General features: G+C 62.5%; 12 protein-coding genes. 2 read left to right on the top strand and 10 right to left on the bottom strand.

Annotated features, from left to right (window positions below; translation table 11 throughout):
• Positions 1–27 precede the first annotated feature (27 nt).
• Positions 28–858, top strand: a complete 831-nt coding sequence (locus PTE30175_RS08320; protein WP_150696596.1) for a class II glutamine amidotransferase — start codon at positions 28–30, stop codon at positions 856–858.
• 99 nt (positions 859–957) lie between these two features.
• Here the strand turns inward: PTE30175_RS08320 and PTE30175_RS08315 are convergent, their stop codons facing one another.
• The 7 genes from PTE30175_RS08315 to PTE30175_RS08285 all read right to left on the bottom strand — a co-directional run bounded on the left by PTE30175_RS08315 (position 958) and on the right by PTE30175_RS08285 (position 8,602).
• A complete protein-coding gene (locus PTE30175_RS08315; RefSeq protein WP_150696595.1) occupies positions 958–1,683 on the bottom strand; it encodes an amino acid ABC transporter ATP-binding protein in 726 nt (241 codons plus the stop codon).
• Positions 1,680–2,360 carry a glutamate/aspartate ABC transporter permease GltK gene (gene gltK, locus PTE30175_RS08310; protein WP_150696637.1) on the bottom strand — a complete coding sequence of 227 codons (681 nt, stop codon included), beginning with the start codon at positions 2,358–2,360 and terminating at the stop codon, positions 1,680–1,682. Before gltK ends, PTE30175_RS08315 begins: the two co-directional genes overlap by 4 nt.
• Positions 2,360–3,100, bottom strand: coding sequence for an amino acid ABC transporter permease (locus PTE30175_RS08305; RefSeq protein WP_150696594.1), 741 nt, complete (start codon positions 3,098–3,100; stop codon positions 2,360–2,362). The genes gltK and PTE30175_RS08305 overlap by 1 nt, the downstream gene beginning before the upstream one ends.
• Positions 3,101–3,214: 114 nt before the next feature.
• Positions 3,215–4,108 carry a glutamate/aspartate ABC transporter substrate-binding protein gene (locus PTE30175_RS08300; protein WP_150696593.1) on the bottom strand — a complete coding sequence of 298 codons (894 nt, stop codon included), beginning with the start codon at positions 4,106–4,108 and terminating at the stop codon, positions 3,215–3,217.
• Between the two features lie 145 nt (positions 4,109–4,253).
• Positions 4,254–5,540, bottom strand: coding sequence for a Glu/Leu/Phe/Val family dehydrogenase (locus PTE30175_RS08295; RefSeq protein ID WP_150696592.1), 1,287 nt, complete (start codon positions 5,538–5,540; stop codon positions 4,254–4,256).
• Between the two features lie 152 nt (positions 5,541–5,692).
• Positions 5,693–6,670, bottom strand: coding sequence for a LysR family transcriptional regulator (locus tag PTE30175_RS08290; protein WP_150696591.1), 978 nt, complete (start codon positions 6,668–6,670; stop codon positions 5,693–5,695).
• A gap of 30 nt (positions 6,671–6,700) precedes the next feature.
• Positions 6,701–8,602, bottom strand: a complete 1,902-nt coding sequence (locus tag PTE30175_RS08285; protein WP_150696590.1) for an ABCB family ABC transporter ATP-binding protein/permease — start codon at positions 8,600–8,602, stop codon at positions 6,701–6,703.
• A gap of 182 nt (positions 8,603–8,784) precedes the next feature.
• Between PTE30175_RS08285 and PTE30175_RS08280 the strand changes: the two genes are divergently transcribed.
• Complete coding sequence (locus PTE30175_RS08280; protein ID WP_150696589.1) at positions 8,785–9,189, top strand: acyl-CoA thioesterase; 405 nt, start codon at positions 8,785–8,787, stop codon at positions 9,187–9,189.
• Between the two features lie 16 nt (positions 9,190–9,205).
• Here the strand turns inward: PTE30175_RS08280 and PTE30175_RS08275 are convergent, their stop codons facing one another.
• The 3 genes from PTE30175_RS08275 to PTE30175_RS08265 all read right to left on the bottom strand — a co-directional run bounded on the left by PTE30175_RS08275 (position 9,206) and on the right by PTE30175_RS08265 (position 13,714).
• On the bottom strand, positions 9,206–9,970 hold the full coding sequence (locus PTE30175_RS08275) for an enoyl-CoA hydratase (RefSeq protein WP_150696588.1): 765 nt from the start codon (positions 9,968–9,970) through the stop codon (positions 9,206–9,208).
• Positions 9,971–10,053: 83 nt separating this feature from the next.
• Complete coding sequence (locus PTE30175_RS08270) at positions 10,054–11,253, bottom strand: acetyl-CoA C-acyltransferase (protein WP_150696587.1); 1,200 nt, start codon at positions 11,251–11,253, stop codon at positions 10,054–10,056.
• A 22-nt stretch (positions 11,254–11,275) separates the two neighbouring features.
• Positions 11,276–13,714 (bottom strand): 3-hydroxyacyl-CoA dehydrogenase/enoyl-CoA hydratase family protein, encoded by a 2,439-nt coding sequence (locus PTE30175_RS08265; RefSeq protein WP_150696586.1) that lies wholly within the window; start codon positions 13,712–13,714, stop codon positions 11,276–11,278.
• Positions 13,715–13,732 lie beyond the last annotated feature (18 nt).

The following is a 13,732-nucleotide window of genomic DNA, read 5'->3' as shown; positions in this document are numbered from 1 at the left end:
TCAGCCACTTCAGAATTGCCTCGCCCCATGTGCCAACTGCTTGGAATGAACTGCGCTGAGCCCACCGACATTACGTTTTCGTTCACGGGGTTCGCGGCGCGAGGGGGCGCGACCGACCATCATGCGGACGGCTGGGGCATCGCGTTCTTCGAAGACAAAGCCTGCCGGCTGTTCATCGACCATCAGTCTGCGGCGACCTCGCCGATCGCCGAACTCGTCAAGCGCTATCCGATCAAGTCAAAAAACGTGATCGCGCACATCCGCAAGGCGACGCAGGGGCACATCGAGCTCGAGAACTGCCATCCGTTCCAGCGCGAACTGTGGGGACGTCACTGGATTTTCGCCCACAACGGCGACCTGCACGATTTCGAACCCTTCCTGACCGGCGTCTACCAGCCGGTCGGCACGACCGACAGTGAACGCGCATTCTGCTACCTGATGCAGGGCCTGCGCAAACGATTCCCGGGATCGCAGCCACCGCTCGATGAGCTTTTCCACGCCGTCGAAGACATCACACGCTCGATTACGCGCCATGGCGTCTTCAATTTCGTGCTGTCGAACGGACAAGCGCTGTTCGCCCACTGCTCGACGCGGCTGCACTACATCGCGCGCCAGTGGCCGTTCACGGTGGCGCATTTGATCGACGCGGACATGAGCATCGATTTCGCCAAGTTCACGACGCCCGCCGATCGCGTGGCCGTCATCGCCACGGCGCCGCTCACCGACAACGAGGTATGGACCACCTTCGAGCCGGGCGAATTGATCCTGTTCGAGAACGGTGCCCCGACGCGCCGGACGGTGGTGCCGATTCCCGAGGCCGTGCGGCTTCGCAATGCGCAGAACACTGCATGCCAGTAAGTTTTCCGGTGTTGCCGCAGATGTAAAAAAAGCGTGCCCTGGGGTCGGGCACGCCTTTTTATTTGCCATTGCCGCCCGGGACGGCCGCACAGCCTCCGATCAGTGAAGGATCTTGGCCAGGAAGTCCTTCGCACGGTCCGATTTCGGCTTGGCGAAGAAGTCGTCCTTATTGTCGTCTTCGACGATCAGGCCCTGATCCATGAAGATCACGCGGTGCGCGACCTTCTTGGCGAAGCCCATTTCGTGCGTGACGACCATCATCGTCATGCCCTCGCGGGCCAATTCGACCATGACGTCGAGCACTTCGTTAATCATTTCCGGATCGAGCGCAGAGGTCGGCTCGTCGAACAACATCGCGATCGGGTCCATGCACAGGGCACGGGCAATCGCCACGCGCTGCTGCTGACCGCCCGACAACTGCCCCGGATACTTGTGCGCATGCGCCTTCAGACCCACACGATCGAGCAGCTTAAGCCCCTTGTCTTCAGCTTCGTCCTTGCCGCGGCCGAGTACCTTGAGCTGCGCCAGCGTCAGGTTTTCCGTGATCGACAAATGCGGGAACAGTTCGAAGTTCTGGAACACCATGCCGATGCGCGAGCGCAGCTTGGCCAGGTTGGTCTTCGAATCGGCGACCGAGATGCCATCGACAATGATCTCACCCTGCTGAATCGGCTCAAGGCCGTTCACCGTCTTGATCAATGTGGATTTGCCCGAGCCCGACGGGCCGCACACCACGACGACTTCACCCTTTTTGACTTCCGTGGTGCAGTCCGTCAGCACCTGGAACTGTCCGTACCATTTAGAGACGTTCTTGAGGGAAATCATTTCACCAACCTCGTTTGAAGACGTTTAACCAACACCGATACCGAGTAGCAGATCACAAAGTAGACTACAGCGGTAAAGACAATCATCGCCGGCAATGAGCCGTCACGCTGACCGATCTGATAGGCCATGCCAAAGAAGTCGGCCAGCGCAATCGCGTACACGAGCGACGTATCCTGGAACAGGATGATGCCCTGGGTCAGCAGCAGCGGCACCATGTTGCGGAACGCCTGCGGCAGGATCACGAGCCCCATCGCCTGCCAGTAGGACATGCCCAGCGCGAACGCCGCCGAGATCTGGCCGCGCGACACGCTCTGGATACCCGCGCGGATGATTTCGGAATAATACGCCGCCTCGAACAGCGAGAACGCGACCAGCGCCGAAACCATGCGGATATCCCACGTCGGCGGCACGTCAAGCAGTTGCCGCAAGACTTGCGGCACGATCAGGAAGAACCACAACAACACCATCAGCAGCGGAATCGAGCGGAAGATGTTGACGTAGGCGTCGGCGAAAACTTTCAGCAATTTCACACCGGACAGCCGCATCATCGCCAGCAGCGTACCCCAGACGATGCCGACCACGATCGCGATGAACGTAATCTGCAGCGTGGCCACCATGCCCTTCCACAGCAGCGGCAATTGAGCGGGGATCGAACCCCAGGCAAAAAGCTCACCCATCATTTGCCCCCGATGTAGCCCGGCAAGCGGGCCTTCGATTCAATGAAACGCATCAGCAACAACACGACAACGTTGATCAACATGTACGCCAGCGTGACGGCGATGAACGACTCGTAGCTATGCGCCGTGTAATCGACCAGTTGCTTGCCCTGCCCCGTCAGTTCGAGCAGATTGACCGTCGAAATCACCGCCGAATTCTTGAAGATGTTGACGAATTCCGACGTCAGCGGCGGCACGACCACGCGAAACGCCATCGGCAGAAGCACGTAGCGGTAGGTTTGCGGCAGCGTCAGCCCCACGGCCAACCCGGCGTTCTTTTGCCCCCTGGCCAGCGAATTGATGCCCGAGCGCACTTGCTCGCACACCCGCGCCGCCGTGAACAAGCCCAGACCGACGACCCCCGTGATCAGCGAAACGTTCGACGGATCGAGCGAAAACAGGAATTCCTTCGCCGATTGCGGCAGGAAATCGGGGGCGACGTAGTACCAGAAGAACAGCTGGATCAGCAAGGGAATGTTACGGAACAACTCGACGTATGCCGTCGCGAAGCCGGACAGCCATTTGTTGGGCACGGTGCGCAGCACGCCGAGTATCGACCCGACGATCAACGCGATGATCCAGCCGCCCAAGCCGACCGCGAGCGTCAGCTTGAAACCCGAGAAGAGCCAGCCGGCATAGGTCGTCGGCTCGCCTGTCGAAACGGGCTGGAAAAAGAAACTGAAATCGAGACCGAGAGCCATGATCTCCCCCTCTTCTTCTTGTCTTACTTAAAAAGAAGCGGAAGGAATCGCGTTCCTTCCGCTTCGGCATTACCTGCTCATGATCGGGAACCGAACAGGCGGTTCAACGAATCATTACTCGTAAGCCTTGTCGTTCGGCGACTTCAACAGCGCCTTCATGTCGTCGCTCATGGCGAAGTCCATGTTCAGGTTCTTCGGCGGAATCGGCGATTCGAACCACTTCTTGTACGACTTCTCGGCCGCTCCCGAAGTCTCGAACTTTGCGACGGCGGCGTCAACCACCTTCTTGAAGCCCGGGTCGTCCTTGCGCAGCATGCAGCCGTAGGCCTCCTTGGACTGTGCCGTGCCCGTGATGATCCAGTCAGCCGGCTTCTTCGCCTTGGCGCGTTCGCCGGCCAGCAAGGCGTCGTCCATCATGAAGGCAGTCGCGCGGCCCGATTCCAGCGTCAGGAAGGCTTCGCCGTGATCCTTGGCGCTGATCACGTTCATGCCCAACTGCTTTTCCTGATTCATGGCGCGCAGGATACGCTCCGAGGTCGTGCCGGCCGTGGTGACGACGTTCTTGCCCTTCAGGTCGGCGAAGTCCTTGATGCCCGACGACTTGTTCGTCAGCAAGCGCGTGCCGATCACGAAGAAGGTGTTCGAGAATGCGGCCTGCTTCTGACGCTCGGCGTTGTTCGTCGTCGAACCGCACTCGATGTCGATCGTGCCGTTCTGCACCAGCGGGATACGGTTTTGCGAGGTGATCGGAATTTGCTTGACGGTCAGATTGGGGTTCTTCAACTCGGCCTTGACCGCTTCAACGATCGCCATGGCAACGTCGTTGGCATAACCGATGACCTGGTGCTTGTCATCGTAGTACGAAAAGGGAACGGAAGATTCACGATGACCCAGCGAGATCACGCCGGTGTCCTTGATCTTCTTCAGCGTGGCGCTTTCCTGGGCTTGGGCGGCACCTGCCATCAGGCCGACACAGCACATCGCCAACGCAATTTTCGAAAGATTCATTTTCCTGGTCTCCTTGGTACAAAACGAAATGCATTTTAACACTGCATTTCTCCATTTTTTTATTATGGAATGCCCGGGACGTGTGCCTTTTGAGCGCATTATTGTCCCGGGCGCCGCACTTGCGGGTGCAAGTGCGTAGTATTACTTAGGGGTACAGGCCGCGCATTTCACGCGCTTGCAGAATGCGCGTACATGCCACGATGAACGCCGCCGTACGCAGCGACACCTTGTGCTCCTGGGCGACATGCCAAACCCCGTCGAACGCCTCGCGCATGATGCGCTCGAGGCGGTGGTTGATTTCCTCTTCCGTCCAGAAGAAACTGGAAAAATCCTGCACCCACTCGAAGTAGGACACGGTCACGCCGCCGGCGTTCGCCACGACATCCGGCACCACGAGGATTTCCTTGCCGCGCAGAATGTCGTCGGCTTCGGTCGTCGTCGGGCCATTCGCGCCTTCCACCACGACTCTCGCACGAATCCGGTCGGCGTTCTTCGCCGTGATCTGGCCTTCAAGCGCAGCGGGGATCAGGAATTCGCAATCCAGGCCCCAGAACTCGTCGTCCGGCAACACTTCGCTGCCCGAGAAACCGCCCACGCCGCCGGTCTCGGCCACATGCTTGAGCAGGGACGGTACATCGAGGCCCGCGCCACGATAGATCGTGCCGGTGTGATCCTGCACGGCGATCACGTGCGCGCCGGCTTCATGGAACAGGCGTGCGGCGATCCCGCCGACGTTGCCGAAACCCTGCACGATGACGCGCGCGCCGCGCACATCCATGCCCAGACGGCGCGCCGCTTCGCAGCTGACGACGAACACGCCGCGGCCAGTCGCTTCTCGGCGGCCGAGCGAGCCGCCCAGCGAGATCGGCTTGCCGGTGACGACGCCGGTGGCGGTGGACCCCTCGTTCATCGAGTAGGTGTCCATCATCCACGCCATGATCTGTTCATTGGTGTTGACGTCCGGCGCCGGAATGTCCTTCGTCGGCCCGATGATGATGTTGATTTCGCTGGTGTAGCGGCGGGTCAGACGCTCGAGTTCGCCGCGCGAGAGCTTGCGCGGGTCGACGCGGATACCGCCCTTGGCGCCGCCGTACGGCACATTCACGGCCGCGTTCTTGACCGACATCCATGCCGACAGGGCCATGACTTCGGACAGCGTGACATCCTGGTGAAAGCGCACGCCGCCCTTGCCGGGACCGCGCGAGGTGTTGTGCTGCACGCGGTAGCCCTCGAAATGGGCCACGGTGCCGTTGTCGAGCTCGATCGGGCAGTCGACGATCAACATACGCTTGGGACGCTTGAGGGTTTCGACCCAGCGCGACAGCGTACCCAGATAAGGCGTGACGCGATCGACCTGTTGCAGATAATTACCCCACGGGCCGAGATCATCGGCCTGGAGGTAGGAGGGCAAAGCATGCGACGTTTGTGACATCTTGGATTCTCCGGCTTCAACCTGTGCCGCGCTCACAGCGTGTGCGCAACACGACTGGCTGGCACTTTACAAAGAACCGGGTGCAGTAATCCAATGCCGAATAAACATGCAACTATGCATTTCCTGCATAGTTTCGCATTTTCTTCGTGGCGTCAACCATTTGTGCTTGCCGCGCCGGCCTTCATCTGATCGTTGACGGCTTCCCAGAGCGCCTGCAGCGCATCGCGTTTGGCGCGTTCCCGGCGATGACTCGCCTCGGCATAGGCCAGCCGGTCACGATACAGGCGGATTTCCATATCGAGCCGCCACGGCGATGCGCCCTTGGCGGCCGGCGCCAGATCGGCCAGTTCCTGACGGGCGAGCGCATCGACGACCGCGCTCTCGGGCAGGAACGCCACACCGTGACCGGCCAGCACCATCGACTTCAGCGCTTCGGCCATGTCCGTTTCGTACACCTTGTCGAGATAGGGCGCGCCGCCCGGGTCGCCGACCAGCAGGTCGGCCATGCGGCCCAGATAGGCGTTCGCGGTGTAGGCCAGATACGGCACTGGTGCGTCCGGCGTGCCGGGCAGGCGAAATCGCGGGCGTTTGCTCGCCGTCACGGCACTGTAGGGGCTGAAGCGCTCGACGCCCAGCACCAACATCTCGTAGCGCGATGCATCGAGCTGAAGCGGCTGGCTTGGGTGGTAGTAGCACATCAGCAGATCGCAGCCGCCATCGGTCAGGGACATCGCCGCATCGTGAACGTTGAGCGCGCGCAGCCTTGTGCGCAGCCGCCCGAGACGCTTCTCGAGCGTTTTGAGCCAGCGCGGGAAGAAGGTCATCGACAGCGTATGGGGCACGGCGAAGTCGATGACCGAATGATCGGCGGAGCGCTGCTCGCGCAGCAGCGCCCGGGCTTCCTGCGCCTGCGACAGCAAGGCCAGCGCCTGCTCGTAGAAGACTTCCCCGGCCGACGTAAGCCGCGTGGGATAGCTCGAACGATCGATCAGTTCACTGCCAAGCCACGCCTCGAGCGCCTGGATGCGCCGTGAGAAAGCCGGTTGGGTGACATGCCGCAGTTCCGCCGAGCGACTGAAGCTGCGCGTCCTGGCGAGCGAGACGAAGTCTTCGAGCCACTTGATTTCCATCCCCGCCCCCGCCGACGCTTTCGCAAACCGTTAGGATAGCGCGACTGCGTAGAGAGAAGCTTCTTCCGAACCATCGCCGCCCCGGCGTTGCTGCTGCAACGCCCACATCTGCGCGTACAGCCCTTGCGCGCGCAGCAGTTCATCGTGTGTGCCGCGTTCGACGATGATCCCCTTATCGAGCACGATGATTTGCTCGGCGTGGACGATAGTCGAGAGACGGTGCGCAATGACGAGCGTCGTGCGATCGCGCGCAATGTGCCGCAACTCCGCCTGGATGGCCTGCTCCGAACGCGAGTCGAGCGCCGACGTCGCCTCATCGAAAATCAGAATATGCGGATTCTTCAGGATGGTCCGCGCAATCGCGACGCGCTGCTTCTCGCCGCCCGACAGTTTCAGGCCGCGCTCGCCGACCATCGACTCGTAACCGGCCGGCAGGCTTTCGACGAAGTCATGGATATGCGCGGCACGCGCCGCCGCGATCACCGCCTCGCGCGGGGCCGACGGATTGCCGTACGCGATGTTGTAGTAGATCGTATCGTTGAACAGCACGGTATCCTGCGGCACGATGCCGATCGCCGCGCGCAACGAATCCTGCGTGACCTCGCGGATATCCTGGCCATCGATGGTGATGCGCCCCGCCGCCGCCCCGTCGAAGCCGACATCATAGAAGCGGAACAACAGTCGCGAGAGCGTCGATTTGCCCGAACCGCTGTGACCGACCACCGCCGTCGTGGTGCCCGCGGCAATCGTGAATTCGACATCGTGCAGAATCTGCCGCGCCGGTTCGTAACCGAAGTTGACATGCTCGAAGCGCACCGTGCCGCCGTTGCACGCCAGCGGCTGCGCCCCCGGCGGATCGGCCACTTCCCGATTGACGTCGAGCAGCGTAAACATGCGGTCCATGTCGGTCATCGCCTGCTTCAATTCGCGGTAGATCACGCCGAGAAAGTTCAGCGGGATATACAACTGCAGCATGAACGTGTTGACGAGCACCAGATCGCCGAGGGTCATCGTACCGTTCATCACGCCCTGCGTGGCGTGCCACAGAATCAGGATCAACCCGGTGGCCACAATCACCTGCTGGCCGAAATTCAGTACAGACAGGGAATTCTGCGAACGAATCGCGGCCGCGCGATAGCGCCTGAGGTTCTCGTCGTAGCGCTGCGTCTCGAATGCCTCGTTACCGAAATACTTGACCGTTTCGTAGTTGATGAGCGAATCGATCGCGCGCGCGTTGGCTTTCGAATCGAGTTCGTTCATCGTCCGGCGGAAGTGGGTCCGCCATTCGGTGACTTTTACCGTGAACGTGATGTACGAAACCAGCGCGCCGAGCGTGACGAGTGCGTAGAACTTGTCGTAACGCACGATGAAGAAGCCGAGCACCAGCGAGACCTCGATCAGCGTCGGCAGGATGTTGTACAGAGAATACGAGATCATCGACTGGATCCCGCGCGTGCCGCGCTCGATATCGCGGCTCATGCCGCCCGTCTGGCGTTCGAGGTGAAACCGCAACGACAAGGCATGCAAATGACGGAACACGCGCAGGGCAATCTGCCGAACGGCGCTTTCCGTCACCTTGGAAAACAGGATTTCGCGCAGTTCGGTGAAAAGCGACGTCGACAGTCGGACCAGCCCGTATGCAATCACGAGCAGGCCGAGACCGCCGACCACGATCAGGCCAGGATCGGCATGCGCGCGCGCCGTGGCCGACAGCGCAGCCACCGGCCCGAGGTTGTCGACGATGTGCTTCATCAGCACCGGCACGCCGAGGTTGGCGACTTTCGCCATGACCAGGCATGACAGCGCGAGCGTCACGCGGCCGCGAAATTCCAGCAAATAGGGCAGCAGTGACCGGATGACCTGCCAGTCATTGCGCGGTTTGGCCGGCGCAGCACCGGCCGAGGCGGGTTCGGCCGCAGGGTAACGTCGCATGTTCGGTGTGGGGGCGGCCCGCAGGGCCTGGCGGGTTGTCAGGTCGGACGGGAGGCTTTCCGTTAGAATCGTTGATGACGTATTTTCGCAGAACCCGGCGTATTGTGCTGAGCCGCCGACGGGTCCTGACAAAGGATGCGCCCTCCCCCCGAACACCGGCTCACGCAAGGATGCCAAGCACCATGAGTTCACCTGCCCCGTCCCGCCTGCCCGACGAAAAACTCCTCGCCCTGCGCGTCATGCCCATGCCTGGGGACGCCAACGCCCACGGCGATGTCTTCGGCGGCTGGATCATGGCGCAGGCCGACATTGCCGGCTCCGTCCCTGCCGCCCAGCGCGCCAACGGCCGCGTCGCGACCGTCGCCGTCAATCAGTTCATGTTCAAGGAGCCGGTCTTCGTCGGCGATCTGCTGAGCTTTTACGCCACCGTCGTCAAGACCGGCAATACGTCGATTACGGTCCAGGTCGAAGCCTACGCCCAGCGCATGCGCCTGTCGCACGAGATCGTGAAGGTCACGGAAGCCACGGTGACCTATGTGGCCACCGACGAAGACCGCCGCCCGCGGCCGTTGCCGAAGCTGGTTTGATCCGGGCCAAGCCGGATTACGAAAACCTGGCGAAATCCGGCTTGCGCTTCTCGAAGAAGGCGGTAAACGCCTCACGTGCCTCGGGGGAGACGAGGCGCCGCCCGAATTCCAGCGCTTCATCGCGGATGCGTTGCTCGACCGCGCGCGCCGTCTCGGCCCCCAGCAACTGCTTGGTCACTCGCAATGCGCCTGCCGGCATCGCCGCCAATTGCTCGGCGCGTTGTCGGGCGTAGACGGCGAGTTCCGCTGCCGGCACGATCCGGTTGACGAAGCCCATGGCTTGCGCCTCCTTCGCGTCGAACGGTTCCCCGAACAGCAGTTTTTCGGCGGCGCGCTGATATCCGGCCACGCGCGGCAGCAGCAGGCTCGACGCGGCTTCCGGGCACAGCGCCAATTGCGTAAACGGCAGGGAAAACCGCGCCGTGTCGGCCGCATAGACGACATCGCAGTGCAGCAGCATCGTTGTGCCGACGCCGACGGCATTGCCCGCGACCGCCGCCACGATCGGCTTGCGGGCGCTGCTGATGGCACGCAGGAACTGGAATACCGGCGCGTCCGGGTCCGACGGCGGATGCTTCATGAAGTCTTCCAGGTCGTTGCCCGCCGAAAACGCTTCCGGCTGGCCCTGAATGACAATCACGCGAACGCTGTCGTCGCCATCGGCGTCGGTCAGCGCGTCGGCCATGATCTGGTACATCTGCGCCGTAATGGCGTTCTTCTTCTGCGGGCGGTTGAGTGTCAGCGTTTGCACGCCGCCGCTCACTTCGACGATGACATCCATCGCTCTCTCCATGGTATGTGCAGCATGGGCCGCTCGCCGCGCCCCGGAAGTCAATTCGGAGCGCGCCCGCGGCCCAACCGCAATTACATCCGCTCGATGATGCCGGCAGCACCCATGCCGGTGCCGACGCACATCGTCACCATGCCGTACTTCAGCTGACGACGACGCAGCGCGTGCACTACGGTCGCCGCGCGCACGGCGCCGGTCGCACCCAACGGGTGGCCCAACGCGATTGCGCCGCCCATCGGGTTGACCTTGCTCGCGTCGAGATCCAGATCCCTGATGACGGCCAACGCCTGCGCGGCGAACGCTTCGTTGAGCTCGATCCAGTCCAGGTCCTCGCGCTTGAGGCCCGCCGCGCGCAGTGCCGCCGGAATCGCTTCCTTCGGGCCGATGCCCATGATCTCGGGAGGCACGCCGCGTACGGCGAACGACACGAAACGTGCGAGCGGCGTCAAATTGAACTGCTTCAGGATTTTCTCGCTGACGACCAGCAACGCGCCTGCCCCGTCGGACGTCTGCGAGCTGTTGCCGGCCGTGACCGACCCCTTGTTCGCGAACACCGGGCGCAACTTGCCGAGGCCTTCGATCGACGTATCCGGACGCGGACCTTCATCGAGCGACAGAATGCGCGACTTGACCGATACCTCACCCGTCGCGAGATTCGGGAACTTCTCGACGATCTCGATCGGGGTGATCTCGTCCTTGAATTCGCCGGCCTGCTGCGCGGCGATCGCCTTCTGATGCGACGCCAGGGCGAAAACGTCCTGCGCCTCGCGGCTCACTTGCCATTGCGATGCGACCTTTTCGGCCGTCAGCCCCATGCCATAGGCGATGCCGACGTTTTCATCACGCTCGAAGATCGACGGCGAGAGCGATGGCGAATTGCCCATCATCGGCACCATGCTCATCGATTCAACACCCGCGGCGATCATGACGTCCGACTCGCCCACGCGTATGCGGTCGGCGGCCATGGCCAGCGCGGTCAGGCCCGAGGCACAGAAGCGGTTGACGGTCACGCCGCCCACCGAGTTCGGCAGGCCCGCCAGCAATGCGCCGATGCGCGCGACGTTGAGGCCCTGCTGCGCTTCCGGGATCGCACAGCCGACGATGGCGTCTTCGATCAGCGCCGGGTCGAGACCGGGCGCCTGGGCCACGACGCTGCGCAGGATGGTGGCCAGCAGGTCGTCCGGACGCAGGTTCTTGTAGCTGCCCTTGGGCGCCTTGGCGATCGGCGCGCGCGTGGCGGCCACGATGTAGGCGTCTTGCAGTTGTTTGCTCATGTCAATCTCCGATTCCGTGGGCTCAATTGCGCACCGGCTTGCCGGTCTGCAACATGCCCATGATGCGTTCCTGGGTCTTGGGCGTGCCCAGCAGTTCGATGAAGGCGCGGCGCTCCAGCGTCAGCAGCCATTCCTCGTCCACGAGGCTGCCCGCTTCCACATCGCCGCCGCATACGACTTCGGCAATACGCGAGGCGATCAGGAAGTCGTGCGCCGAGATAAAGTTGCCGTCGCGCATGTTCACGAGCGACGCCTTGATGGTGGAGATGCCCGAGCGGCCCGCGACCGGGATGCCGGCCGGCTTGAGCGGCGGACGATACCCCGCATCGGCCAGCGCACGCGCTTCGCGCACCGCCACGGACAACAGTTCGTGGACGTTGTAGACGATCGTGTCCGACGGTTTCAGGTAGCCCATTTCACGTGCATCGAGCGCCGAGCTCGACACCTTCGCCATGGCGGCGTTGGTGAACGAATTCGTGACGAATTGCAGGTAGTTGGTGCTGCCCGCCGCCCGCGCCGCGTCGGCGGCGCGCAGCACCGCTTCCTTCAGGCCGCCCCCGCCCGGCACGAGGCCGACGCCGACTTCGACGAGACCGACGAAGCTCTCGAGCGCCGCCACGCGCTTCGCGCTATGCAACAGCAGTTCGCAGCCCCCGCCGAGCGCGATGCCCGACGCGGCCGCGACGACCGGCACCTGCGCGTACTTGACGCGCATCATGCCATCCTGGAACTTCTTGATGAACGGCTCGATGCCCTTGGCGCCACCCATCATGAACGCCGGCATGGCCGCGGCCAGATCGGCGCCTGCGGAGAACGGGCCGCCCGGCGCACCGAGTTGCAGCGACGTCGGCTGCCACACCACCACGGCGCGGTACGACTTTTCGGCCAGATCGATGGCGCGCGTGAGGCCGTCGATGATGTCCGGCCCGATCGTGTTCATCTTCGATTTGAACGAGACGATTACCACATCGTCGGCGACGGCTTCGTCGACCCAGACGCGCACGGCGTCGCTCTCTTCGATCGTGTTGCCCGCACTGCGCGGATCGGCGGCGTTCTCGCCGGCCAACGACGCCGGGAATACCTGGCGGCGATAGACCGGCAGCGTGCTGCGCGGCACAAAGGCGTTTTTGGCCGGCGCGAACGAACCTGCCGGCGTATGCACGCCGCCCGCGTCCGCCACAGGGCCGTCGAACACCCACGACGGCAGCGCAGCGTTCGACAGGGCCTTGCCTGCATCCACGTCTTCCTTGACCCACTCGGCGATCTGCTTCCAGCCGGCGGCTTGCCAATCTTCGAACGGACCCGTGTTCCAGCCGAAGCCCCAGCGGATCGCGAAATCGACGTCGCGCGCATTGTCGGCAATCTGCGCAAGATACACGCCGATGTAGTGGAACACGTCACGGAACACGGCCCACAGGAACTGTGCCTGCGGATGGCTCGATTCGCGCAGCAGCTTGAAGCGCTCGGCCGGCGCCTTCTTCAGGATGCGCAGGACAAGTTCGTCGGCCTTCTTGCCCGATTCCACGTACTCGCCGCGCTGCGGGTCGAGCACCTTGATGACCTTGCCTTCCTTCTTGTAAAAGCCCGCACCGGTCTTCTGCCCGAGCGCGCCCTTCGACACGAGCGCCTGCAACACCGGCGGCGTGGCGTACGTCGGGTAGAACGGATCGTCCTTCAGGTTGTCCTGCATCGTCTTGATGACGTGCGCCATCGTATCCAGGCCCACCACGTCGGCGGTACGGAACGTGGCCGATTTGGCGCGGCCGAGCTTGCTGCCGGTCAGGTCGTCGACGACATCGAACGGGATGCCGTATTTCTGCGCTTCGGCAAACACGGCGAGGATCGAGAAGATGCCGACGCGGTTCGCGATGAAGTTCGGCGTGTCCTTGGCGCGCACAACGCCCTTGCCGAGCGTGGTCGTCAGGAAACCTTCGAGCTGGTCAAGGATTTCCGGTTGCGTGGCGGCCGTCGGGATCAGTTCGACCAGATGCATGTAGCGCGGCGGATTGAAGAAATGCACGCCGCAAAAGCGCGCCTTCAACTCGGCATCGAAACCTTCCGCCAGTTCGGAAATCGACAGGCCAGACGTGTTCGACGCGAAAATCGCATGCTTGGCCAGATGCGGCGCGACCTTCTTGTACAAATCATGCTTCCAGTCCATGCGCTCGGCGATGGCTTCGATGACGAGATCGCACTCGGCCAGGCGGGCAAGATCGTCTTCATAGTTGGCCGCTTCAATGAACTGCGCGTCGGCCTTGTTTGCGAACGGTGCCGGGCTCAGCTTCTTGAGGGACTCGATGGCGCGCGTAACGATTCCGTTCTTGGGACCCTCCTTCGCGGGCAGGTCGAACAGCACGACAGGAACCTTCGCGTTGACCAGATGCGCGGCGATCTGCGCACCCATGACGCCGGCGCCAAGCACGGCGACTTTGCGCACGATCAGATGATGTTGTTGACTCACGGGTTGCCTCCAATAACT

The sequence above is a fragment of the Pandoraea terrae genome, from assembly GCF_902459695.1.
Lineage (GTDB): Bacteria > Pseudomonadota > Gammaproteobacteria > Burkholderiales > Burkholderiaceae > Pandoraea > Pandoraea terrae.
The sequence above is the reverse complement of the archived record's forward strand: the minus strand, read 5'-3'. Positions and strand labels throughout refer to the sequence as shown.

Bases quoted from the DNA above. Each gene is read 5' to 3' on its own strand.
- PTE30175_RS08320 (WP_150696596.1), top strand. From the start codon at position 28: ATGTGCCAACTGCTTGGAATGAACTGCGCTGAGCCCACCGACATTACG.
- PTE30175_RS08315 (WP_150696595.1), bottom strand. From the start codon at position 1,683: ATGATTTCCCTCAAGAACGTCTCTAAATGGTACGGACAGTTCCAGGTG.
- gltK (WP_150696637.1), bottom strand. From the start codon at position 2,360: ATGGGTGAGCTTTTTGCCTGGGGTTCGATCCCCGCTCAATTGCCGCTG.
- PTE30175_RS08305 (WP_150696594.1), bottom strand. From the start codon at position 3,100: ATGGCTCTCGGTCTCGATTTCAGTTTCTTTTTCCAGCCCGTTTCGACA.
- PTE30175_RS08300 (WP_150696593.1), bottom strand. From the start codon at position 4,108: ATGAATCTTTCGAAAATTGCGTTGGCGATGTGCTGTGTCGGCCTGATG.
- PTE30175_RS08295 (WP_150696592.1), bottom strand. From the start codon at position 5,540: ATGTCACAAACGTCGCATGCTTTGCCCTCCTACCTCCAGGCCGATGAT.
- PTE30175_RS08290 (WP_150696591.1), bottom strand. From the start codon at position 6,670: ATGGAAATCAAGTGGCTCGAAGACTTCGTCTCGCTCGCCAGGACGCGC.
- PTE30175_RS08285 (WP_150696590.1), bottom strand. From the start codon at position 8,602: ATGCGACGTTACCCTGCGGCCGAACCCGCCTCGGCCGGTGCTGCGCCG.
- PTE30175_RS08280 (WP_150696589.1), top strand. From the start codon at position 8,785: ATGAGTTCACCTGCCCCGTCCCGCCTGCCCGACGAAAAACTCCTCGCC.
- PTE30175_RS08275 (WP_150696588.1), bottom strand. From the start codon at position 9,970: ATGGATGTCATCGTCGAAGTGAGCGGCGGCGTGCAAACGCTGACACTC.
- PTE30175_RS08270 (WP_150696587.1), bottom strand. From the start codon at position 11,253: ATGAGCAAACAACTGCAAGACGCCTACATCGTGGCCGCCACGCGCGCG.